At 55.9% G+C, this 23,606-nt stretch carries 17 protein-coding genes; 11 read left to right on the top strand and 6 right to left on the bottom strand.

The genetic code is table 11. From position 1 onward, the window contains the following. Nucleotides 1-13: 13 nt before the first annotated feature. The 3 genes from BPSY_RS02150 to BPSY_RS02140 all read right to left on the bottom strand — a co-directional run bounded on the left by BPSY_RS02150 (nt 14) and on the right by BPSY_RS02140 (nt 4,499). Nucleotides 14-1,297 carry a hypothetical protein gene (locus BPSY_RS02150; RefSeq protein ID WP_033495673.1) on the bottom strand — a complete coding sequence of 428 codons (1,284 nt, stop codon included), beginning with the start codon at nt 1,295-1,297 and terminating at the stop codon, nt 14-16. Between the two features lie 229 nt (nt 1,298-1,526). Next, a complete protein-coding gene (locus BPSY_RS02145; RefSeq protein WP_156099237.1) occupies nt 1,527-1,787 on the bottom strand; it encodes a hypothetical protein in 261 nt (86 codons plus the stop codon). A 165-nt stretch (nt 1,788-1,952) separates the two neighbouring features. Further along, nucleotides 1,953-4,499, bottom strand: a complete 2,547-nt coding sequence (locus tag BPSY_RS02140) for an excinuclease ABC subunit UvrA (protein ID WP_033495795.1) — start codon at nt 4,497-4,499, stop codon at nt 1,953-1,955. 287 nt (nt 4,500-4,786) lie between these two features. Here BPSY_RS02140 and BPSY_RS10925 point away from each other — a divergent pair, with 287 nt between their 5' ends. The 9 genes from BPSY_RS10925 (at nt 4,787) to BPSY_RS02095 (ending at nt 18,332) form a co-directional block, all read left to right on the top strand. Next, nucleotides 4,787-5,299, top strand: coding sequence for an RrF2 family transcriptional regulator (locus tag BPSY_RS10925; RefSeq protein ID WP_051921475.1), 513 nt, complete (start codon nt 4,787-4,789; stop codon nt 5,297-5,299). After that, nucleotides 5,286-7,853 (top strand): YhgE/Pip family protein, encoded by a 2,568-nt coding sequence (locus BPSY_RS02130; RefSeq protein ID WP_033495669.1) that lies wholly within the window; start codon nt 5,286-5,288, stop codon nt 7,851-7,853. Before BPSY_RS10925 ends, BPSY_RS02130 begins: the two co-directional genes overlap by 14 nt. A 22-nt stretch (nt 7,854-7,875) precedes the next feature. Next, nucleotides 7,876-8,529, top strand: coding sequence for an NAD(P)-dependent oxidoreductase (locus BPSY_RS02125; protein ID WP_033495667.1), 654 nt, complete (start codon nt 7,876-7,878; stop codon nt 8,527-8,529). A 410-nt stretch (nt 8,530-8,939) separates the two neighbouring features. After that, nucleotides 8,940-9,881 (top strand): carbohydrate ABC transporter permease, encoded by a 942-nt coding sequence (locus tag BPSY_RS02120; protein ID WP_033495665.1) that lies wholly within the window; start codon nt 8,940-8,942, stop codon nt 9,879-9,881. Between the two features lie 65 nt (nt 9,882-9,946). After that, the gene (locus BPSY_RS02115) at nt 9,947-10,861 is read left to right on the top strand and encodes a carbohydrate ABC transporter permease (RefSeq protein WP_100841115.1); all 915 of its coding nucleotides are present in this window, start codon (nt 9,947-9,949) and stop codon (nt 10,859-10,861) included. A gap of 84 nt (nt 10,862-10,945) precedes the next feature. Beyond that, nucleotides 10,946-12,256, top strand: a complete 1,311-nt coding sequence (locus BPSY_RS02110) for an ABC transporter substrate-binding protein (protein ID WP_033495662.1) — start codon at nt 10,946-10,948, stop codon at nt 12,254-12,256. A gap of 130 nt (nt 12,257-12,386) precedes the next feature. Further along, nucleotides 12,387-14,465 (top strand): beta-galactosidase, encoded by a 2,079-nt coding sequence (locus BPSY_RS02105; protein ID WP_033495659.1) that lies wholly within the window; start codon nt 12,387-12,389, stop codon nt 14,463-14,465. 83 nt (nt 14,466-14,548) lie between these two features. Continuing rightward, a complete protein-coding gene (locus BPSY_RS02100; RefSeq protein ID WP_081884104.1) occupies nt 14,549-17,017 on the top strand; it encodes an RICIN domain-containing protein in 2,469 nt (822 codons plus the stop codon). A gap of 220 nt (nt 17,018-17,237) precedes the next feature. After that, nucleotides 17,238-18,332, top strand: a complete 1,095-nt coding sequence (locus BPSY_RS02095) for a LacI family DNA-binding transcriptional regulator (RefSeq protein WP_033495657.1) — start codon at nt 17,238-17,240, stop codon at nt 18,330-18,332. A gap of 96 nt (nt 18,333-18,428) precedes the next feature. Here BPSY_RS02095 and BPSY_RS02090 read toward each other — a convergent pair whose 3' ends face one another. The 3 genes from BPSY_RS02090 to BPSY_RS02075 form a co-directional block, all read right to left on the bottom strand. Then, nucleotides 18,429-19,847: a DHA2 family efflux MFS transporter permease subunit gene (locus BPSY_RS02090; RefSeq protein WP_033495655.1), complete on the bottom strand. Its 1,419-nt coding sequence runs from the start codon at nt 19,845-19,847 to the stop codon at nt 18,429-18,431. Next, nucleotides 19,844-20,623, bottom strand: a complete 780-nt coding sequence (locus tag BPSY_RS11730; RefSeq protein ID WP_193346418.1) for a hypothetical protein — start codon at nt 20,621-20,623, stop codon at nt 19,844-19,846. The genes BPSY_RS02090 and BPSY_RS11730 overlap by 4 nt, the downstream gene beginning before the upstream one ends. 321 nt (nt 20,624-20,944) lie before the next feature. After that, complete coding sequence (locus BPSY_RS02075) at nt 20,945-21,511, bottom strand: hypothetical protein (protein WP_033495653.1); 567 nt, start codon at nt 21,509-21,511, stop codon at nt 20,945-20,947. 220 nt (nt 21,512-21,731) lie between these two features. On the opposite strand from BPSY_RS02075, the gene BPSY_RS02070 reads away from it, so the two are divergent. Together BPSY_RS02070 and BPSY_RS02065 are read left to right on the top strand one after the other, a co-directional pair. Continuing rightward, nucleotides 21,732-22,871: a sensor histidine kinase gene (locus BPSY_RS02070; RefSeq protein WP_033495651.1), complete on the top strand. Its 1,140-nt coding sequence runs from the start codon at nt 21,732-21,734 to the stop codon at nt 22,869-22,871. A 3-nt stretch (nt 22,872-22,874) separates the two neighbouring features. Then, entirely contained in the window at nt 22,875-23,543 is a 669-nt protein-coding gene (locus BPSY_RS02065) for a response regulator (RefSeq protein WP_033495650.1), read from the top strand. Nucleotides 23,544-23,606 lie beyond the last annotated feature (63 nt).

Here is a 23,606-nt window from a genome sequence, read left to right as displayed (position 1 = left end):
CGAACCGGGAGCTTTATGCGGTTGCGCACCAGTGTTCGGGCTGCTGCGAGGCCGTGATGTGGCTGTGGTCGGCGCCTGTCTCGCACAGCAGGGTCTCACCCACGCAGCACTCCAGACCGAGTTCCCTCAATTCCCTGGCGAAGGATTGCGCGTACTGATCGCCCTCAAAGCCTTGAAGCACGTCAAAGGTGATGACGTTCCCCGCCGCGACCATGTTGAGGGTGAGACCTTTGATGCCGCCACTGTACATATGCACCGATTCCACGTATCGCGCGAAATCGTTGAATTGCATCCGTCCCACATAGCTCAGCACATAGGTATTGAGCAGCAGGTGTTCGAAAATCGACATCATCGCCCGCTTGTCCTCAAGCGTCTCCATACCGTCAAGCCTCTGGAAAAGCGATACCTGCATATTGATCGACTGCTTTGACGCATCCTCGGAACGCTGTTCGGCGATGAGTGCGCGGTAGGCGGATGACACCTCGCTGAGCCCTGCGTCTTGCTCCGCTGTCGAATAGGGCAGATAGATGGAGCCCGTACAGTTCCTGCGGGTGGGTGATCCGCCGACTGCGAATCGCATATCCGCCGCCATATTGCAGAGCACCGCCTTATCCGCATCGGGGTGCAGTTTCATCACCGACTCGGAGAATAACGCTGCGGCCAGGATGCCGGGTGTCGCACCGTAGCGCTTGGCAAGTGTTACGAAGTCATGCTGTTCCACGCTGATTGACGTGCGATAGCTGTGCCGCGCGCCGGCTGTGCTTTCAGGTAGCGCGTAACCATCCTTGTCGACTGCTTTCAGCGCCTCCTGATCCACCTCATACGGAGCGCCAGGTAGCGGCTCCTCGAATTCTCGGGGATCGATCGCCGTATCGAGCGTGAGGATTCCACTGTGGTCGAAGTCCTGCTCGTAGCGCTCGCAGCAGTAGTAGTAGATCAAGGTCTCCATAAAGGGCTTCACGCCTCTGCCGTCACACAACGAGTGGTGGAAGGCGACCCTGATGAGTTTGCCGGTATATGTGACGTCGATCAGATGGTAGCCGGTCTCAAGGCCTCCCAAGGTGCGGAATCTGTCCGTGTTGGCCGCATGCAGTGACAGCGGGTTGGGATGGAGGTAGTAGCTGCCATCGCGCTCCACCAGCTTTTGGGTCATGTCCGGGAAACGTCGTGCTGTTTTCGACAGTGCGACATCCATGCAGTCCCCACGTACCCGCTCCGTCATGCGTGTTTCCAGAACCGTGCTTTTATAGCCGTTATTGCGATACAAGAATGATTGTCCCGATTGGATCTTCTGCATGGATTGCCATACCTCTCACTGGGTGATGTCGAAGGTCCGAATGCGCTTGGGCCTTGCCTGGTACTCAGGAGCGTATGGAACGGGCGTTAGCCGACGGTTCGAGATTTGTTGGGATTCCATTAAAGGTGCTTCGGCGCGAACATGCGAGTGGATGCGGGATCGCCGCCCGTCATACTGGAAACGCGCGGGCTACGCATGTCGAGAGGCTGCTGATGCGGTGCGCGGCTATCTATTGTGAGGCGCCCGTGGATTGCCCGCTGACCAGATACTCGATGATGTCGTCGGATGGGCGTGGATAGTCCAGTGCGGACAGTGTGATCGAAAGCATGCCGGTGGCGAGTATGCGCCTGACCTCTTCGATCGGCAGCTTCAGATCGTCGTGCAGCAGGTGGCACATCCTGAGGAATCCCTCACGGGCGAGGGGCCCGATCTCCTCGTCGCCACCGCATGCGAAGAGCTGCGCGAGCAGCCGCATGTTGCCGACCGGCAACGTGGTGAGAGCGGTATTGTCCGCATCCTATTTCGAGGGTGTCGGACAGTTGGCCGGCTACCTGGTCCCATTCATCTGGGTTGCCGCGGGTGTACTCGTGCTGGTGGTGCTCAACCGGAAAAGGGACGCTCATCGAACATTGGGATGACCTCAGGGGTGATGCGTCTAGCGTCGGGGTGACAGCACTGGGCGCAAATAGCGGCCGGTTATTGAATGGGGGTTGTCGGCGACCTGCGACGGTGTGCCGGTGGCTACGATGCGACCGCCCTGCTCTCCTCCGCCGGGTCCCATATCGATGATGTAATCGGCGTTGGCGATGATGTCGAGGTCATGCTCGATGACCAGAACCGTGGCACCTCGCTCGGTCAATTGATCGAGGGTATGGAGCAATATGCGTACATCCAGAGGGTGCAGACCGACGCTCGGCTCATCGAGTACGAATACCGCATCCGATTGATCGCGGTGCAGCTGGTTGACGAGTTTGAGCCGTTGGGCTTCACCACCGGATAATGAGGGAGTGGCTTCGCCCAGGGTCAGATACCCGAGCCCCAACTGGTCGAAGGCATGCAGCTTGCGAGCTACGCGAGGCAGGCCGGACAATCGGTCGATGGCTTCATGAATGGTCAGACCGAGTACTTCAGGCAGAGAAATTCCATCAAGGAGATAGCGGCGCGCCTGCGCCTGGAATCTTGAAGCATGGCAGTCGGGGCAGGGAATGACCACATCGGGCAGGAATTGCACATCGAGTGAGATTTCGCCCGTTCCCTCGCAGCGTGTGCAGGCGAGGGATCCGGTGTTATAGGAGAAGTCCGATGCCGTCAGCCCATCGGCCTGTGCCGTGGGTGTCTGGGCATATGCCTTGCGTAGTTCATCCATAACCCCTGAATAGGTGGCCACCGTCGAGCGGACATTGATGCCGATCGGTGTGGCGTCCACTTCGTGGGCAGTGGTGATGCCGACAGGATCGATGCTCCGAAGGTGTTCGGGCATCAGATGCCCGTTCCTGCCGGCATTGATGGCGGGAACAAGCGATTCGAGGAGCATGGTGGTTTTCCCTGAACCGGATACGCCCGTTATGGCGGTAAGTCTGCCTTTGGGGATGCTGATGTCCAGAGGGTGCACGGTGTGGATCGCATCGGTGGACATGCTGATGCGTCCGTCGTCAAACATCTGAGCGGATGGAATGCGCTCTCGTATGACGATGTCCTCGGTCCCCGCCAGGAATCCGGCCAGCTTAGAACCGTCCGGGTGGGATTTCACCCCTTGCCGTTTCTCCTCGGCAGACTGTTGCGACGCGATCAGATCGTGAATCCTTCCCTCGGCGATGACCCGGCCTCCCTGCCTGCCCGAATCGGGGCCGATTTCTATAAGCCAGGAGGCCTGACGCAGCACCTGGACGTCATGGTCCACGAACACCACGGAATTGCCGTCCCTCAGCAGGTCCTGCATCACCCCGATCAGGCCTTCGACATTGGCCGGATGCAGACCGACCGATGGCTCGTCAAGAACATACAGCACGCCTGTGGTCTCATTGCGCACCGCACGCGCCAGCTGGACCCGTTGCCGCTCGCCCGTGGAGAGTGTCGAACCGGCCCTGTCCAGGGTCAGATAGCCCAGTCCTAGTTCCACCAGGCGACGTGCCATGGACTCCAGGGTGTCCACCAGTCCCAGGGCCATCGATCGCATATCCTCCGGCAGGGTGGGCGCCACGGTCGGAGCCCAGGCAAGCACATCATCAAGGGTCATGGCACTGACATCGGCCAGGTTGAGTCCGTTGATCCGTGGGGCGCGTGCGGCCTCGCTCAGCCGTGTGCCCTTGCACTCGGGGCAGGTGCCTTCGCTGAGGAATCGTGCGACGCGTTTGAGTCTGCGTTCGTTGTCCGCACGCTCGAGCTCCTTGGTGACGGTGAGCCGTGCGTTGCGGAAGGTGAAATCAAGTTTGTGCACGCCTTTGACGCTGGTGAGTGTGATGTGTTTCTTCTCTTCGGGGCCGGAGAATACGATATCGCGCTCGTGCTCGCTCAGCTCGTTCCAGGGGACATCGGTGCGCACGCCGAATTCTCGTACGATATCGGGTTGGACGTTGAATCCGAACATCTGCCAGGGGAGCACCGCGCCTTCGTCAATGGTCTTTGACGGGTCGGGCACCAACGTGCGATCGTCCACATCGCGCACGAGTCCGGTGCCTTGGCATCGTGGACAGGCGCCGACGGAGTTGAAGGCAAGGGCCTCGGCACCTGGAGCGTCGACGCTTGCCCCACAGGTGGGGCAGATGATGGGTCGTTCCGCTGCGACGTTGATGGTGGGTGGCACGTGGTGCCCGTTCGGGCAGACGTGGCTGGAGAGACGTGAAAACATCAGGCGCAACACGTTGAGCAGTTCGCTGGATGTGCCGAAGGTCGACCGGATGCCGGGCACCCCGGGGCGTTGGCGCAGTGCGAGCGCGGCCGGTACGTGTCGCACCTCATCAACGTCGGCCCGTGGAGCCAGCGACATCCGTCTGCGGGTGTATGTCGACAGGGCTTCGATGTATCGACGTGATCCCTCGGCATAGAGCACGCCGAGTGCCAGTGAGGATTTGCCGCTTCCTGATACGCCGCCGATACCGACCAGCTGGTGCAGGGGGATGTCGACATCGACATTCTTCAGATTGTTCACCCGTGCCCCGCGCACACTGATGTGATCCGGTTCGGCACTGTTCCCGGTGCTCATGGTGTTCCGTTCGGCTGCGATATTCGTGGTTCCGGCATCATAGTTCACGATTCATAACGGTACTAGCAGCGCTCTTCGGGAGGCTTGTCATTTCGCTCTGCCCGCAATCGTCGGTGATGGTGGCCCATACATTGGGGCGCTATGTTCCGTCGATTGTTTCGCCGGGCTTCCCTCGGCGTGCGAATGTTCGTTGCTGGCATAAGCCACGCGGGTATCCGTTGACAACGTATGTCACCGGATGCATGATTATCCGTGGATAAAGTTTGTCACTGGATTGGTGTGTTGATATGAAGATCAAGAAAAGCCTTGAACAGGCGGCCTGTGTGTTGCTCATGCTGGCCTTGCAAAAGGAGCATAAACCCGTCAAGAGCGCTGTCATCAGCAAGCGCCTCGATGTCTCCTCCTCATATCTGAAGAAGATCATGCCTCGTCTGGTCGCCGAAGGCCTGGTCGCATCGGACGCCAGCAAAGGTGGTGGATACACGCTTGCCCGCCCGATCGGTGAGATCACGATGTTGGATGCGTTCTATGCGATAGAGGGTCATGGTCATTTCTATGCCATATCGCATTTCGCACAGAAGATCTTCCACCACGGTGACCGCGTGCTGCAGAGCGAAAACGAGATCATGGACGTTCTCGCACGGGCTGAGAACCTCTTTCTCAAAGAGCTGGGCGGATATCCGTTTTCGAACTTCTTGGAAGGGATCGATTACTCGGATGGGGTCGTCGACTGGGCCTCGCTTGGTCTGAACGATCCCAAGTGCCCAGCACGCAAGGAGGCTGTCGTTGAAGAACACTAAGAATGCGGGTCGCATATTCCTGATACTGGTCGTCATCGCGGTGAGCTTGATCCCGGCTTTATACAACCTGATCTTCCTCAGTTCGATGTGGGATCCGTATGGGAATGTGGAGAATCTTCCCGTTGCCGTGGTCAACGAGGATGAGCCCGCCACCGTTTCTGGCAATTCGCTGTCACTGGGCAAGCAGATAGTCACGAGCCTCAAGAAGCAGGATGGGCTTGACTACCATTTCGTCTCCGCCGAGCAAGGTGATGCCGGTATCGCGGACGGTACCTATTACATGGAGGTGACGCTGCCCAGCACGCTTTCGAAGCAGGCGGGGACGCTGCTCGGAGATTCGCCGACCGTACCGACCATCACCTACACCATTTCCGAGGGTCGCAACTACACCGCTTCAAAGATGGTCACCAGTGCGGCCACCTCCTTGAAAAACAGCGTCTCCCAGCAGATAACCGAAATCTATGTGAAAACCCTTCTTGCCAAGTTCTCCGATACCGGAAGCGCTTTGCAGACCGCGCAACAGGGGACGGCCAAGCTCCAGGACGGCACCGTGCAGATCGCCGCGGGAAGCGATAAGCTTTCCGCCAATCTCCTCAAACTCTCCAAGGGCGCTGTGGAATTCTCGGATGGTGCCAATACGCTGACCGTAGGCATCAAGGCATACACCGGTGGGGTTTCCTCGGTCAATACCGGTGTGGGCAAACTCTCCACGGGCAGCGCGGCATTATCGAGTGGAGCGTCGCAGCTCGTTGCGAAGGGCAACGAGCTGGTATCGGGATTATCCACTCTGTCTTCCTCCAGCCGGAGCGGAGCGCAGCAACTCACCCAGGCGAGCAACAGTCTGACATCCGGGGTGAAGCAATTGTCGTCCTCCATGACGATGAGTGACGCGCAAACCGCGCAGATCCAGCAACTCACCGCAGGCCTGCCAAAACTCAATACGGCCATACAACAGCTCAATGCCGCCATTCAGCAGCTCGATACCAGCAGTCAGATGAATGCCCTAGCCGAAGCGGCAAACACCAGCAAGAAGATTGAAGAGGAGTCCCAGGCTCTGAGCAGTGAATTCGATACGCTACTCAGCTCCCAGGAGGATTCAGCCGACCAGAACGTCAAGAACACTGCTGCCTTCCAGCAGCTGGGAAGCGCGGAGCAGCAGCAGATTCTCGATGCTATCGATTCGGGCATCAGCCAGACAAAGCAGGTGACGAGTCTGAAGACGCATATCGTCACGCTGAAAACCTACTCAACTGCTCTGTATCAGAAGTTGTCCGCGGTCAGCAGCCCGGAGGCGAGCAGCAAGGCGGTGGAGGATACGGCCGCATTGAAGCAGGCTTCGGCCGCCATCGCCGCGCAATCCACCCAAGCTCTACCGGGTGCGGCACAGGCCATCAACACCCTCGATTCCGGACTGAGCAGTGCGAAGAAGGCCATTGACTCCCAACTCCTGCCAGGGACGCAACAACTCAGCAGTGGTATCAGCACCTACGGCAATGCGGTTTCAGGAGGTGCCACCAAGCTTGGCAGTGCTTCGCGTACCTATGTGGATGCGGTCGGAACCCTGGGATCGGGCATCAACACACTGGGATCCGGCATCACGACACTCGCACAGGGAACGGGGAAGCTGTTATCCCAAAGCGACGCGCTGATTGTGGGCTCGCAGAAACTTGCAAGCGCATCATCGAGCATCGCGGATGGTTCGGCACAGTTGAAAAGCGGCGAGGACACGGTCGGGACCGCATTGACCCAGGTGTCTTCTGGTTTGTCGACGATGTCTACGAAATTCGGGAAGGCGACAAGTGCCATTCGCGCTCTTAACACCACACCCTCTGGTGCTGCCGCGGTTTCCGCACCGCTGAAGCTGAATAAAACGGTGGAGGCCTCCGTGCCCAACAACGGCACGGCGATGGCCCCATACATGATGTCCGTGGCATTATTCGTCGGTGCCCTTTCCTTCAATATGATGTTCGAGGCCGGTGTGCCGAGGTACCGCCCACGTTCGGGCTGGCATTGGTGGCGCCAGAAGATGCCGTTGTTCCTGCTGGTGTCGATCGCGCAGGCAAGCCTGGTCTTCGCTGCGGTCACGCTTCTGGGGCTTCATCCTCTGAACCCTGCCCTCACACTGCTGATGTTGATCTTCGAAGCCCTGGGTTATATGTCGCTGATCACGGTGGTCAATGTCATCTTCGGCAAGGTGGGCGCATTCCTGATGCTGCTCTTCCTGATGGTCCAGTTGGCGGGGTCGGGAGGAACCTACCCGGTGGTGTTGTCGAACAGCTTCTTCAAAGCCGTCAATCCGTGGCTCCCTATGACCCACGCCATTGACGGACTGCGTAAAGCCATCTCCATCGGAGGCAGCATCAATGGCCAATTGGCCTTGTTCCTCGTGATGTTCCTGGTGACCAACCTCATCATGCTCCTGACCTTCAGTCTTCGCAGACGCAGCATCCTCGTGAAACCCTCCGACTCCGTCGGATCACGGGACTATGCCGCCGATGCGCCGACAGGTGCTTCCGGGGCGACGGCAACGATAGCGCCAGCAGTACCGGCATAACGAAACAACAAGGAGAAGCAGCATGAACATCGTCATCGTAGGGGCAACGGGCAATGTCGGCTCACGAACCATGAAGTACGCTTTGGAAGCCGGTCATCAGGTCATCGCCTATGCTCGTCGACCCGAATCCGTGAGCAACGCAGACAAGGTTCAGGTAATCAAAGGGGATGCACAGGATCCGGTAGCGCTTGCGCGCGCCGCGAAGGCTGCGGATGCCATCATCGTCGCGATAACCGGAGCGGTGAGTGATGGCACCTTCATGCAACGGACGGTTCCCAGCATCATCACAGCCGCGAAGGCCGCTGATGTGAGGCGCATCGTCATGGTCTCCGCATTCGGCGCGGGCGATACCGCGGATAAGGCGGCATGGTTCATGAAGTTCGCCTATCGCACGGTGTTGGGTAAGTTCTTCCGTGACAAAGCGGCCAGCGATGCCTTGCTTGAACAATCAGGATTGGATTACACCATCGCGTATCCCGTCAATCTCAAGGATGCCCCGGCGAGCATCAATGCGGTGGCGAAGCCACTGGAGCAAGTGGATAAGGTCCCCGGCATGCCGACGCTGCCATTCACCAATGTGGCGCAGGAACTCGTGCGGATCGTGGCCGATCCTGCAAGCATCGGCCAACGCATCCTGCTCACCACCGCGAAGGGTTGGAAAGCAAAGCGCAAATAGTTTATGTTCTTTTGCGTGGACCGAAGGGCTGGGTATCGTTCTGCATGGAATGAGAATCAGCCCTCGGATGGGCTATGCCTTGTCTTCGCATCATCTTGATGCAATACCTAGGTGACGAGGCGCAGGCGACCGCATATACGGCGGTGCTGGGCGGCTCCAAGAATATGCGGCAAGTAGCCGGATAGCATAACGGCTTTATGGCGGCTGGCCCGAGCACCACAGGCGAATACGGAAACACCCCTTTGAATGTCTGCTATCCGGTGCTCGCGTGCGTGCGCATTCATATGTTGTGATATTATTACTTCAACGATGAAGTTAATATTTGTATTTATGCCTTAAGAAGTACCAATAATCTATATATTTTATTGATTTCTCGTACTACAACGATGTATGAATTTTGAGGAGTTGCTATGACAGAACAGCATCCGGAAAATCCTCGGCCGCGTGGTGAAGCTCTTACCGCCGAGGATACCTTCGTCAGGAAGCACAGGCGCAACTGGCGAGGCTGGAAGTTTGTGGGTCCCTTCGCTGTGGTGTTTACCTTTGTCTTCGTGGTACCCATCTGTTATGCGCTATATATCAGTTTCTTCCAGAAGAAGATGATTGGTGGTGAACAGTATGTGGGTTTTGATAACTATTCCCGGTTGTTCGCGGATGAACAGTTTTGGAGCGCCGTCGGTCGCGTGACGATTTTCACGTGTGTACAGGTGCCGATCATGCTGGCACTGGCGGCATTGATGGCGTTGGCGATAGATTCTATGAAATTGCATGGTACAAAATTCTTCAGGATCGCGACATTCCTTCCATACGCTGTTCCAGCTGTCGTCTCGACTCTCATGTGGGGGTTCATCTATGGATCTAAATATGGTTTGGTCGGTAGCCTCAACAGCGTGTTGGGAACTGCCTTTGACGTTCTGAGTCCCGATACCCTTCTCGCCGCCATAGGCAATATTGTGACCTGGGAATTCGTCGGATACAACATGTTGATCTTTTACAGCTCGTTATCGACGATTCCACACAGTCTTTACGAAGCAGCTGCGATTGATGGTGCCACCGAGTGGCAGATAGTAAAGAAAATCAAACTTCCTGAGATGAAGGGTTCCCTGGCGATAACCGTTATCTTCAGCATCATCGGCAGTTTTCAGCTCTTCAATGAGCCATCGGTGTTGCAGTCCATTGTTCCGGGCAACGCCATAACCACCTATTTCACGCCCAACATGTACGCCTACAACCTCAGTTTCATGGGAGGACAGAGCAATTATGCCGCGGCTTTGGCCATCGTTATGGCCATCATCACCATGGCCATCGCATACATCGTTCAGCTCAATAGCATGAAGGAGCAGATGAAGTGAGCATCTCAACCATTATTAGAGGTGACGCCGAGCGACGACAAAGCAGACGCGCGCAGAAGTCCAGAATGAAAAAAGTATCGCGCGATGAAGCTCGAGAGCGCAAGCGTTATCGACGTATGGGATTCAGCAATCCCGCCAATCCAAGCAGAAGCGTGCTGCTGACTGTGCTGTCGGCACTCATGGCTGTATATTGCCTGTTTCCCCTGGTGTGGCTGCTTATCAATGTCACTAAAACGCAAGGCGATTTCGTGACGACCTTCGGATTGGGGTTCGGAAGTACGTTTGCGCTATTCGATAATATCGCACGTGTCTTTCAGTACCAGGATGGGATTTTCTTCAGATGGTTCGTGAACACCATCCTGTATGTCGTCGCAGGTGCAGGCGGTGCGACCTTACTTGCCATCCTCGGTGGATACGGATTATCTAAATTCAGATTTCCGGGCCGGAAAGCCGTCTTCGCGGTCGTTATCGGAGCCATTTCGGTGCCTGGAATAGCCCTCGCCGTGCCGCAGTTCCTCCTGTTCGCAAAACTGGGTCTGACCAATACACCCTGGAGTATGATCATCCCAAGTCTCATCTCCCCCTTCGGGTTATACCTGATGTGGATATTCTCCGATCAAGCTGTTCCTGACGAGTTATTGGAAGCGGCACGAATGGACGGCGCATCTGAATTCCGTACGTTTTTTACTATAAGCCTGCCGTTGTTGGCTCCGGGGATCGTCACTACAGCACTGTTCACGATTGTCGCTACATGGAATAATTACTTTCTCCCACTCATAATGCTCAAGGACTCGGATTGGTATCCCCTGACCATCGGACTCAATCAGTGGAACAAACAGGCAAGCACCGCGGGTGGCGAAGCCATTCAGAATCTCGTGGTGACTGGCTCATTGATCACCATCATTCCGCTTATCCTCGCTTTCTTGCTCCTGCAACGTTACTGGCAGTCGGGTCTGGCAGCGGGGGCAGTAAAGGAGTAGCCGGGCTGAATACCGAAATAGCGTATAGGACGATCCGATAGACACAAGAACATAGAACACACCAACAATGAAGGAGATAAGACAATGAAGTCGCTCACGAAAATGATTGCCGGAGGACTAAGCGCTGTCATGCTGTTTTCCGCAGCTGCATGCGGCGGATCAAGTGGTGAAGCTGCCGATGGATCCTCGGGGCAGAAAGTGACACTCAACGTTTGGGGGTGGGAACCTCTACTCAAGGATGTCGCCGATGCTTTCGAAAAGGAAAATCCAAACATCACCATCAAAATCACCAACGCGGGAACCGCCACCGATCAATATACCGCTCTGAACAATGCGATATCGGCCGGATCAGGTGCTCCGGATGTGGCGCAGGTTGAATATTATGCAACCGCGCAATACGCGTTGAGTGATTCGCTCAAAGACCTCTCGGAATTCGGTGCAAAAGACTACTCCGACTTCTACACACCCGGCCCGTGGAGTTCCGTCAACATCAACGATAAAATTTACGGCCTTCCGCTGGATTCGGGTCCTATGGCGATGTTCTACAACAAGGAGATCTTCGATAAAGCAGGGGTGACGAGTGCTCCGACAACGATGGAGGAGTACTACGAGGCTGCGAAAAAGATCCACGCGCTGGGCAGTGATTATTACATCACCGCTGATTCAGGTGAGCCGGCTCCCGAGGAGTTGATGATTTGGGCTGCAGGAGGCACGCCATTCAAGGTCGATGGTGAGAATCTGACCATCAATCTGACAGATGATGCGGGAACGCAGGAATTTGCGAAGTGGTGGCAAAAACTTGTTGATGAAGGTCTTATCGATACTAAGACTAAGAGGTGGAGTGACGATTGGTCACGTAAGCTCAACGAAGGCAACATAGCCTCACTGACCATCGGTGCATGGATGGCGTCCATGCTTGATGACCAGGCTCCGGATGGCAGTGGCAAATGGCGTGTGGCGAATACGCCGACATTCGATACCAAGGCCACAAACGGTGAGGATGGCGGATCGACACTGGCTATCATGTCCAGCACCGATAAAGCGGAAGCCGCATGGAAGTTTATTGATTTTGCAGCGCACGGTAAGGGTGTGAAAATACGAGTCGACAAGGGGCAATTCCCTGCTGACAAGGCCTCGCTTTCCGATTCCTCCTTCCTGACCAAGACGGACCCGTATTTCGGCGATCAGAAGTACAACGAGGTGTTGTCAAAAGCGGCGGACGATGTCAATACCAAATGGCAATTCCTCCCATACGACGTCTATGCGCGGTCCATTTTCTCCGATACCGCGGGCCAAGCGACACTCGGCAAAATCACCTTCAAAGAAGCGTTGAAGAACTGGCAGGACCAGCTTGTCGAATACGGCAAACAACAGGGATACAAAGTCAATGAATAACTGACACGCATCGGATTATGACGAAGTCCGCCGTGACGACGATGTGGAGTGCGCGGCGGGCTTTCAACAATCTAGGTACAGATTTCATAGCGGCGAAGACGACCAGCCGCCTAGCAACTGGAGAGACACCATGACACAACAGCATTCCATTCTTTTCGGAGCGGCCTATTACGACGAATACATGCCGTATGATCGGCTCGACGAGGATGTCAAAATGCTCAAAGCGGCTCACATGAACACTGTGCGCATTGCGGAATCGACGTGGAGCACTATGGAGCCGAGGTCTGGAGAATTTGATTTCTCTCATGTTGACCGTGTACTCGATGCGATGGAAAAAGCAGGGATATCGGTAATCATCGGCACTCCTACCTATGCGATTCCGGTTTGGCTGGCACATCGTAGCCCTGAGATACTTGTGCGCCAGCATGCGGGCCAACGCCGATACGGTCCCCGGCAGATCATCGATATTCTCAACACTGATTTCCGCGTGTGCGCAGAGCGCATCATACGTGAGTTGATTGGGCACGTGGCACATCGAAAGTGCGTGATTGGATTCCAGATAGATAACGAGACGAAATATTACGATGCGCTCAACGAAGATGTGCAACATGCCTTCGCCAAGCAGCTGAGGCAGCGTTTCGATGGCGACTTGGAAGCCATGAACAATGCTTTCGGTCTGGCATATTGGTCGAATAGGATTACCGACTGGGACGAGTTCCCGGATCTGACCGAAACCATCAATGCCTCTCTCTCCGGAGCTTTCGACCGTTTCAGACGTTCTGTCGTCAGTGACTATCTCGCATGGCAATCCGACATCGTGCGCGAATACGCTCGTGATGATCAGTTCGTGACGCATAACCACGATCTCGAGTGGCGTGGATACAGCTACGGAGTGCAACCCTGGGCCGATCATTTCAAGAATGCTCAAGCCCTGGATTACGCAGGTGTCGATATCTATCATCCAACCGAAGACCATCTGACTGGAAGGGAAATTGCCTTTGGCGGTGATCTGACCCGTTCACTCAAGCACGGCAAGAACTATCTGGTGCTCGAAACGCAGGCGCAGGGGCAGAATGGTTGGTTACCCTACCCTGGGCAGTTGCGTTTACAGGCATACAGCCATCTGGCCTCCGGATCCAACTCGGTTATGTATTGGCATTGGCACTCGATTCATCATTCCTTTGAGAGCTATTGGAAAGGTGTGCTTTCTCATGATTTCGAGGCGAACCCGGTATACGAAGAGGCAAAAAACTTCGGTGAGGAAATAAGCAGGATCGGTGACCATCTGGTGAATCTGCACAAGAGGAACAAGGTTGCGATCATCATCAGCAACGAAGCCTTATCCGCGCTCAACCGATTCGCAATATCTACAGGTTTCCCCAAGCCCTCACCATATGAGGAGGGCGATAGTTCCGGTCTGGTGGCCTATAACGATGTGGTCAGGTGGATGTACGATGCCTTCTTCGATCTGAACATAGAAGTGGACTTTCTGCCTGCGGACTGTTCTATTTCGACTCTGGAACGATACGAATTGCTGGTTGCTCCGGCATTGTATTGCACGTCCCAAGTGCTGATCGATGGTTTGAAGACCTACGTCGAACATGGCGGCCATCTGTTGGCCACTTTCAAGTCCTTCTTTACGGACGAGGACGTAAGCATTTGGAATGATTTGCAGCCACACGGGCTGACAGACGTGTTCGGTATGGATTACGGGGAGTTTACATTGCCCGAAGATGTGCCGTTGGTGTTCGGCCGGGGTCTGGAGCATCTCAGGGGTAAGGCGCAGACATTCATGGAACTCGTCCGTGTGCATGAAGGTGCCGATGTCTTGGCGAAATACCAGCACGATGGGTGGAAGGAGTATGCGGCCATCACGCGCAATGCGTTTGGGAAAGGTTGGGCGCAATGGATTGGTACCATGACTTCCCCCGAGGTCATCCGGGAGATCATCAGAGATGCGGCATTTGCATCCGGTGTGAATGTTCGTGGCATGAAGTCGAATACAGACATCGCCATCAGGAGGGGAAGCAATGATTCGGGACGCACAGTGACGTACCTGTTTAATTATTCATCCCGTCAACAGACATTTGCCTCTCCGTATGGGGGAACTGATCTGTTGGAGTCAGCTCCGAATGCCGAGGCGGCAGCCATTCGGGAAGGAGAAGAGATCACGCTTGCACCATGGGGCCTTAAGATTCTGGAATCCTGATCGGCATGGGATTCCGGGAAACCTGCAGGACGGCATAATGCGCGTCTTACTTACCGCAACGAAGAGATAAGAGGTTTCACCTGATGAATAAACACATACAACAACGAGTGACAGGTGTCCTGTCACTGGTCGCGATGCTAGTGGCGATGGTGCTTGTCGTTCCCGATGCAAGAGCATATACGCCGGCAGCACAGACGATGTACCAGATGGATGGCACGACCGAACGGTGCAACAAAGGGGGGAATTACAGCGGATGCATCGTATACCCCAAGGCTGCTCAGCTCACCGATGGCCGTATCGTCGCGACATTCGAACGTTCGGTCGGTGACCCTGTCGGGGAGACGCTGCCTGTGTATGCCAGCGACGATGAGGGAGCAACATGGAGCAAAATCTCCGAGGTCAAATCACCTCATGAGCTTGAGCCCGGTAATGCCGATTATGACGACTATGTCAGCAATTGGACCAATCCATATCTCTATACCCTTCCTGAACGGGTTGGAGATCTTTCCGCGGGAACCTTGTTGCTGGCGAGTGTCGTCACAGGAGATGACGAATATTACAAAGAGCAGAAGGCCGTGAAAGGAGACAGTTGGTATAACAGCTCCGATGGAGACCGGAAGAACACGGCGATTGCTCTCTTCTCCAGTACCGATGGCGGTGTGCACTGGGAAGTCCAAGGCATCGTCACGCAAGGTGGCTGGCAAGGGGGCAGTGCACGAAGTGCAGGCAACATCATTTCAACCCAGAACACGTATAGCCAGGTCGATCCTGTCTGGGAACCGTATCTTATGGTGTATGACGGCAAACTCATATGCTATTACTCTGATGAGCGCGATTATTCAGGGTATGACCCTGAAACGGGAGTAGTCAGACTGGCCGATGATGACGAAACAGGTGCAGATAACAAAGGTCAGATACTTGCTCACAGAACGTGGAGCGGGGAAGAGGGCGACGCTTGGAGCGATGCGGTTTTGGATGCGTCGGGGAAGAGCTTCAGTGACGGGAAAATTGGAGATGGCAGACCCGGCATGACCAATGTCGTACCTACTACTGATGGTAAATGGCTGATGACCTATGAGGATTGGGGTGGGGACGGGAGCACCAAGTACAAAATCTCCGACAATCCGCTGGAATTCTATAAGATCACTGGTCAAGGGTCGAATACCAATAATTTACCGGTCGCGGGGTCGGGGAACCTGGCGCAGGGCGGCAGCCCGGTTACGGTGGCTCTTCCTGACGGATCAATACTGTACAACGCCTCAGGTAGCGGCGATGTCTGGATCAACAGAACGGGAAAGTCCGATGGTGAGTGGGCTAGGTATAAGACCACGCTGGGTGGTGGGTACAGCAGGAATCTCACCTACCTGTCATCAGGGCGTGTGCTCATCCTTCATACGGGTTTCAGCGGTTCGCAAATTCAATATGCCGATGTCGATTTCGGAAATACCACAGGTGATTATTTCACGGTGACCAACAAGTCGAAGGGGCTGGTAATCGGGACAGGTGGGAAGACTCAGGACGCCGCCTATACCGGTGACATACCGGACATCACGATGGAACAGCCGTCTGCCGGTGATGGCGATGCAGCGAAGACGCAGCAGTGGCATATGCAAAGTAAATCATCCTCATCCATCACCTTCCTGAATAGATCGGGAGGGCGCGCAATCGTACCGTGGGGATCGGCGAGAAACAACGTCCGAGTGGCTCAATGGGTCGATGAAGGGTCCAGTAAGTATGAATGGAAACGGATCGATGCCGGTGATGGATACTACCGTTTGCAAAGTGTCGCCAACGAAGCGCTGTATCTGACGGCTTCCGGAGACGACAGCGTGAGGTTGAACACATTGTCGGATTCGGATGATGCTCAGCTGTGGAGCTTCGAGAAGGTCGAAACATCCTCCGTCTCTGTCGATAAGACCGAGTTGCGGTCCTTGGTTACGCGTGCCTTGGATCTGGAAAAAGACAAGTTCACACCTCTCTCATGGGCGCGGTTCGCTGCTCGCTTGGATGATGCGCAGAAACTTTTGGATGATCCTTCGGCCCTGCAAAGCGCTGTTGACTCCGCGCGGCAATCGTTGGACGAGGCATTATCGGCTTTGGTGAGCATAGCCGAGGACAGGTACCTCGATGGTGGACGGATCATGGTTGCATCCAATGGCGGTGAGATTACATTTACGGAGCCTGACGAAGTCAGCGCCTATACTTCACGGGTCGTCACCTCGGCGCCAAAGGCGGGCAAAGTGCGTCTGAACTCCGTGCATTACGATCCGCAGGATGCGTCGCCGGGAACCTATCCATTTGTCGTGACCTATGTCCTGGCGGACAGCTCTCAGATCCACGTTAGGTATACGGCCGTGGTCGTTGCGAATTCCGTGCAGCAAAACGTTGTACAGAACGATTCGGGAAAACAGACAATGCGACACCAGGAGATGCAGGCGCGTTCGTCGCTTGCCGATACGGGGAGCTATGTGAGTATGGCCCTGTTGCTTGTCATCGTCGCGGTTCTTGGGGGTTTACCGTTGGTGAGACTTCATCGTCGCGGTGATGCCTAGGCAACGCAGCTAAATCGACAAGGTTGCATGGGTGAGGGATGCGCCTGGATTGATTGCATCGATCCAGGCGCATCCCTTTCATGACTCATCGTCGCAGCGTCTCGTGTGCACGCGATGGAGGTATGAATAACGCAATCGGTAATGTTGAACCGCATGGTGGCATTGCCCCGAATGTATATAATGAGGGGCGTTGCCGATGCGGTGGTAAGGAGACCAAACGATGGAAACGCGAAAGGTGACGATGAAGGATGTGGCACTGGAATCAGGCATCTCCATCAAAACGGTGTCGAACGTCATTAACAACAATGACAGTCAGATGCGTCCACAGACAAAAAGCCGTGTTAACAAGGCGATAGAAAAACTTGGTTACAGCATCAATCATTCCGCTCAGGCACTCAAAAAGGGGCGTACGGGGATTCTTGGTCTTGCCATCCCGAATTTTGACCAGCCTTTTTTCGGTTACTTCGTTGATTTGCTCACCAAAAGCGCACGTGCACATGGGTATGCGATCATCATTAGCACATTTGGGGAATTCACAGGTCGTATTGACGAATTCGCGACGGCTGCGCGTAGGCTCAACGCAGATGGTTGGATCATGTTTGCAGACGCTCCGGTTTCATCTTCTTCCCCATTGTTCGACCAAGATTATCCACTGGTGATTACCGGTGATTATTCTGCGCATGGGCTGTGCGACATGGTCACGATGCCCAATGCGGAAGCCGTGAGATACGTCACCGACTGGCTGTTGTCCGGAGGCGCGCAGCAGGTGGGATTCATCGGTGCTCCTCAGGAACTCGGCGACCACTGCCATATCGGGGACGACGGATATGAAAAGGAAGTGTTGAAGGCGACAGAGGGTAACTCATCCCTGCGTCTTCAGGGGTATATCCAAGCGCTCCGTAACCGGGACCGTACCATTGTCTGGCGGAATGTGGTTGCCTGTGATCGTCTCACCGGAGGTGAAGGGGCGAAAGCGGCATTCGAACTCATACGACGGGGAAAACTGCCTGACGCACTGGTCTGCGCGAATGATGCAGTGGCAGTCGGTGTCATATCGGTCCTGACAAAGGCGAATATCGATGTTCCGCTTGATGTGCAAGTAACTGGTGTCGATAATCTTCCTGATGGCGAATTCTCGATTCCGCCATTAACGACGATCGACCCGAGGGTCGATCAATATGCCGAGTTGGCCGTAGAGGCGCTCACTAGAAGAATCGAAGATGGAGAATCCAAACCGAGCATATTCTCTTCGGGTTTCAGGCTACTGGAAAGATCCTCCACTCGGCCTGTGGGATCCGGGCCGAATGGACGGTGAAGATGTCGGGTGATGCATCTTCAAGAGAACTCGATAGGTAGATGCAGAAGAACGCTTACCAAGTGTCCGGACCCAATGAGGTGGGGTGAAGTGACCTTAGCCGACAGCGGGCGTCTCTGCAACACGGGGCTTTCTGAAGGCGATTATGGCGAGTATCAGGCCGACCACTGACAGTACGGTCATCGCCGCGAAGGAGATATCCAGGCCTGCGATGGCGTGCGGAATGGGTATGTCCAGACTCCGCAGTGCGGGAGAGCCGGCTGCCCCCACCATTGCCGCGACGAAGATCGCTGAGCCGAAGGCTCCTGCCAAGGTTCGTAACGAGGTCAGCAGCGCGCTGGCATCGGAGGTGTAACGCTGCTCGACTGAGGCGATTCCCCACGTGGTGATCGGCATCATCATCAACCCCACAGCGATCAGGCGAATCATGAAGATGATGATCACATACAAGGGATTGGTCGAGTCGGTGAGCAGGCTGAACCCGACGGAGCTGATCACCAGAGCCGCCATCCCGCCGATGGCCAGTGGCCGGGGCCCGACCTTATCGAACAGTCTGCCTGCGAAGGGGTTGATTACAGCCATCACCAGGGATCCCGGCAGCATGATGAGTGCGGACTCGGTGACGGGGAATCCGCGCATCTCTTGCAGATAGATCGGGATGATGGTCGAGCCGGCGATCATGATCGCATACAGTATGCAGATCAGCACCACGGCCATCGAGAATGAGCGCTTGCGGAAGAGTCTGAGATTGAGGAAGGGCTCCTGCACACGCCGTTGTCGCATGACGAAGGCGAGCAGCGACATGGCTGCCAGTATGAATGTCCCCAGGACTTCCGGGCTCAGGAAGGCGCTGGTGCCAAGATTGCTCAAACCAAGCTGCATGCCCGCGAAACCGAAGCCGCACAGGAGGAAGGATGTGATATCCATATGTATCGCTTCGTTCTCGAGCACGTCGTCCATGACGAAGAAGGTGAGAAGCAGCACAAGGCCCGCTATGATCGCGGAGATCCAGAAAATGGGCCTCCATCCCAGCGAGTCGACAATCAATCCGGTCAATGTCGGGGCTATCACGGGTGCCGCACCGACGGCGAGACCATAGACACCCATCGCGGTGCCTTGTGAGGAGATCGGGAAAATCGCCAGAATGATGACCTGGGTCATTGACAGCGAGATGCCGCACCCGATTGCCTGTATGACCCGGGCAAGCATCAGGATGTTGAATGTGGGGGCCATCGCAGCCATGAACAGACCTATCGCGAAAATCGCAATGCCGGCGATGAACAGAGGCTTGGTGCGGAAGCGCTTCATCAGAAAAGCGGTCGCGGGCACGATGATCGCCATGGCAAGTGAGAACCCGCTGGTGAGCCAGTTGCCGACCACGGCGTTAATATTCAGATCGTGCATTACCGAGGGCAGTGCCGTCGTCAATGAGGTCTGCGCGAAACCGCCGGCTATTGAAGCCGCCAGCATCACGGCAAAGATGAGGTTGCGCCGTATCTTGTTTTCGATGGTCATGATCGCTTTGTTGCTTCCAATGTCAGATCGGCGGGGTGCCCGGTCGTTTTCAGTGCGCCGGTGTTTGCCGAGTGCGTGTCCGTGAACTCTTCGCTTTCCTCGATCGCCTTCTGCTTGAAGTCATCCCCGATTTTTCGACGAAGGAACATGATGAGTCCAGCGACGATTACCGCGATTCCGAGTCCCATGCCGAGCATGCCTGAACTTTCACTCGCATGCTCCGACCTTTGGGACTGCAGCATGACGTTCTGCACGACGACCAGGGAGAGCAGGGCGTCGGTGAAGGTGATGAATTTGATTGCGGAATCCATCGGGTTGCGTTCCCTTTTGGCAACAACCAGCCCGCGAATTGCAACACCGATTTTGACCGCGGTGATGGTGGCGACGGTGATCGCGACAATCTGCGTGTAACGGGTCGGTGTCGCCACAAAGAACATGAAGCCGGAGAACACGGCATAGGAGATTCCGATGAAGCAGAGAAGCAATCCGGTTCGGTGGTAAACGTTCATTTCCCGTTCGAGCCTTTTCAGCGAATCGCTGATGCCTCTGATACGTCGATGTTGTTGGACGATGGCCAGACGGGATAAGCACAAGGCCACGTAGTAGACGGCATTGACGATGAACAGCAGGGAATGGGTCATCACGCCCAGGGCAATTTTGACGACTGCCATGCCGATGCCACTCGCAACCGAGCCGGCGGCGGCCAGTACCGTCCTGTCGACCACGGCCATTGCTCGATAGCTTTTCCACGTCGCAAGGATGCGATTACCCATCATCGACCTTTCTGCTTGCTGCTCCGGATAGGAAAGTGATCCCGGCGTGGACGTGCGTCGAATCGGTACCGCCAGTCTGGCCGCATTGCGGTATCCGTCGGCATGCAATGTCCGGAGGGATCGGAGGCAGGGGTCCTGAGTCAGCATTGCGACCAGGAACCCTGCCTCAGATGCATGAGACCTGTGCCCTCAGGCCGGTGAATCCTCTTTGCTGGCCTTCCACAGGATGAATCCTGCTCCTGCGCAGATGACTGTGATGATAGCGATGAATACTTTCATGATGTTGCCTCCTGGTTGTTGTGTGCTTCGGTTGAATTATGGTGGTTAGTGGATGAGGCGCGCCGCTTGTTCGCCGGTTTCGAAGATCACGGTCTGTTCCTGGTCGATCAGCGGATCGAGTCGCGCGGTGCGGGCGGATTTGATGCCGAAGTACGCGATTGCACCGCCGACCCAGGCGACCAGACCAATGGCTCCGAGGATGATGGCCCCGGTGCTCACGGCTCCTATGAACATCGATACCGCGAGGAATCCCGCGCCGATGATGCCCAGAACCGCTGCGACGAGTACTGCCGTACTCTTCTTCGAACGCTCCATGCGGGCTATTGACGCCAGAGAGACATTGACCTTGTGCTGCAGGTCCTGCATCATCGGCTGACGCTTGATGTTCCGATCTCGTTTGAAGCTCAGCGTCGCGGTATTCGAGCGTATGGCAGGCAGCAGGGGGAGTGGCCTGATTGGCGGGCGAACTTCCGAACGTTCGAAATTCCAACCGAAATTTCGGTACGCGTCACGATAAAGATTCTCAAGCTGCCGGGGGGCCCGGATCGTGGTGTATTCATACCCCGCATAGTCGGCGGTCTTCCCGTCCGTTGTTGATGTATCAGCGTTCATGGTGTACTCCTAGTGTTGTTATGGTTGAACCGTCATGCGCCAAGGTGTTTCACCCACCGGCGGTTTGTATGACTATCTTCATCCGATACTCGGGAAAGTGAATCCTCCTGACAGACCGACCGCACTACTGCACATGCAGTAGAAGGTCATCCACCATTCGTGTGAGAGGGTAGATCTCGTGGCAAGGCGCAGCAGTGGACAACATGGTGAACATGCACCGATGTGGCTGCTTATGCCTCGTATCCTTGAGGTGGCTCTCGTATCCATCGTGCTGCTCGCCTCACTGGTCGTCTTTTACACCGTTGCCTCCTCGGGCAGTGCATGGCAGGCGTATCTGCCGCCGAGCGTCTTACTGCTGGGGGTGCTGCTCAGCTACCGTTTTCCTTGGGCGGGGCTTGTCGTCATTGCGATCGCTCCTGTACTGACGCTGTTGTCGGATACCGCCGCTGTCGGAACCTGGTCAATGGTCTGTTTCGCGGCATTCCTGCTGACGCTGCGAGGGCTCACACCCATCGCGGTCGCACCGGTTCTGGCAATCAGCGTTTTCGTATCGTCGGCGCTTTCCATTGGCACCATCGATATCTCCGTTGATGCCACCTCCTCGATCTTCGCGTTTTCGGTTATTGTGGCAGCTGTGTTTGGCGGGGCCACCCGTGGCAATGGGCAATACCGGCAGGAAGTGCAGTTGAGGATCCGCGAGGAGCAGACGGCGCGGAGGGCGGCGGTGGACCGCGGTATCGCCCAGGAGAGACTGCGTATCGCACGCGACCTGCATGACAGCGTCGGGCATCAGGTAGCGATGATCAATATGCATCTGGGTGCCGCCGAGGTGTCGTTGCAGTCGGATGAAGACAGTGTGCGTAAAAGCCTTCAGGCTGCGCGCGGCTCGGTGCGTGAAGTGCTCAAGGAGACGCAGCAGATTATCGCCATACTGAATACGGGGCGGGACGAGAATGAACTTGAGGCGACTCCGGGTCATGAGCTCATCACGAATCTCATCGAGTCGTATCGGACCGGAGGGATGCATATCGATGCCACGATCAATGATCTGGGTGGCGGCATCGCTCCGCAGGTGAGCATCGCGGCCTACCGAATCGTCCAGGAGGGATTGACCAACGCTCACCGTTATGGGGATGGCGTAGCCTCTATCAGCGTGGAGCGAGGGACCGGGGGCGAAGAGCTCAGGATAGAGATCGTCAATAGGCACGGTTCGCGCAAGCACTCTTCGGAACCAGGAGGTGGGAACGGATTGGTGGGTATGCGTGAGCGTGCCGAATCGGTCGGAGGATCGCTGGAAATACAATCCGAGTTCCCGTTGTTCTGGGTGGTGGCAACCTTGCCGGTGGCAGGAGGGAAGTGAACGATGGTACGTGTCATGCTTGTTGACGATCAGGAGATGCTCCGGGCAGGGCTCCGGGTCATTCTCAACGCCCATCAGGATATCGAAATCGTCGCCGAGGCGGGGGACGGCATCAGCGCGGTGAAGATCCTGTCGAACACCCGGGTCGACGTGGTGCTGATGGATCTGAATATGCCTGGTATCGATGGGGTCGAGACCACCAGAAGGATACGGCAGCTTCCGGCTTCGGAGGATATACGGATTCTGGTGCTGACGACCTTTGATGCGGATGACAATGTTCTTGCCGCGTTGAAAGCGGGCGCTGACGGTTTCCTGGGCAAGGGCGCGAGCCCGAGCGAACTCACCGAAGGGATCCTGCGCAGCGCCGCCGGTGAGCATGCCTTGTCGGAGCGCGCCTTGCACGCTCTCGTCGATAACGTCAGCGACCCCAAAGCCGTCGTTCTTGATTCCGACAAAGCCGCCTTGTTCAAACAGCTGACACCCCGTGAGCTTGAAATCGTGCAGCTCATCGTGGATGGTCTGAGCAATCTGCAGATCAGCCGAAAGATCTTCATCTCCCCCTTCACCGTGAAAACGCATGCCAATCGAGCCATGATGAAAGTCGATGCGCGTGACAGGGCCCAACTCGTCTCCTTCGCCATACAGGCGGGAATGATGCCCGATAGCGACTGAACACCATAGTGGGTGTTCCCGGCTTGCCGCCTACTGCGGGTGGAGTAGTCAAGCCGATTCATG

This window comes from Bifidobacterium psychraerophilum, assembly GCF_000741705.1.
Classification (GTDB): Bacteria; Actinomycetota; Actinomycetes; order Actinomycetales; family Bifidobacteriaceae; genus Bombiscardovia; species Bombiscardovia psychraerophila.
This window is presented reverse-complemented; position numbering and strand designations above follow the sequence as displayed.

Excerpts from the sequence above, each read along its gene's own strand:
- BPSY_RS02150 (WP_033495673.1), bottom strand. The coding sequence starts at position 1,297 with ATGCAGAAGATCCAATCGGGACAATCATTCTTGTATCGCAATAACGGC.
- BPSY_RS02140 (WP_033495795.1), bottom strand. The coding sequence starts at position 4,499 with ATGAGCACCGGGAACAGTGCCGAACCGGATCACATCAGTGTGCGCGGG.
- BPSY_RS10925 (WP_051921475.1), top strand. The coding sequence starts at position 4,787 with ATGAAGATCAAGAAAAGCCTTGAACAGGCGGCCTGTGTGTTGCTCATG.
- BPSY_RS02125 (WP_033495667.1), top strand. The coding sequence starts at position 7,876 with ATGAACATCGTCATCGTAGGGGCAACGGGCAATGTCGGCTCACGAACC.
- BPSY_RS02120 (WP_033495665.1), top strand. The coding sequence starts at position 8,940 with ATGACAGAACAGCATCCGGAAAATCCTCGGCCGCGTGGTGAAGCTCTT.
- BPSY_RS02115 (WP_100841115.1), top strand. The coding sequence starts at position 9,947 with ATGAAAAAAGTATCGCGCGATGAAGCTCGAGAGCGCAAGCGTTATCGA.
- BPSY_RS02110 (WP_033495662.1), top strand. The coding sequence starts at position 10,946 with ATGAAGTCGCTCACGAAAATGATTGCCGGAGGACTAAGCGCTGTCATG.
- BPSY_RS02105 (WP_033495659.1), top strand. The coding sequence starts at position 12,387 with ATGACACAACAGCATTCCATTCTTTTCGGAGCGGCCTATTACGACGAA.
- BPSY_RS02100 (WP_081884104.1), top strand. The coding sequence starts at position 14,549 with ATGAATAAACACATACAACAACGAGTGACAGGTGTCCTGTCACTGGTC.
- BPSY_RS02095 (WP_033495657.1), top strand. The coding sequence starts at position 17,238 with ATGGAAACGCGAAAGGTGACGATGAAGGATGTGGCACTGGAATCAGGC.
- BPSY_RS02090 (WP_033495655.1), bottom strand. The coding sequence starts at position 19,847 with ATGACCATCGAAAACAAGATACGGCGCAACCTCATCTTTGCCGTGATG.
- BPSY_RS11730 (WP_193346418.1), bottom strand. The coding sequence starts at position 20,623 with ATGATGGGTAATCGCATCCTTGCGACGTGGAAAAGCTATCGAGCAATG.
- BPSY_RS02075 (WP_033495653.1), bottom strand. The coding sequence starts at position 21,511 with ATGAACGCTGATACATCAACAACGGACGGGAAGACCGCCGACTATGCG.
- BPSY_RS02070 (WP_033495651.1), top strand. The coding sequence starts at position 21,732 with ATGTGGCTGCTTATGCCTCGTATCCTTGAGGTGGCTCTCGTATCCATC.
- BPSY_RS02065 (WP_033495650.1), top strand. The coding sequence starts at position 22,875 with ATGGTACGTGTCATGCTTGTTGACGATCAGGAGATGCTCCGGGCAGGG.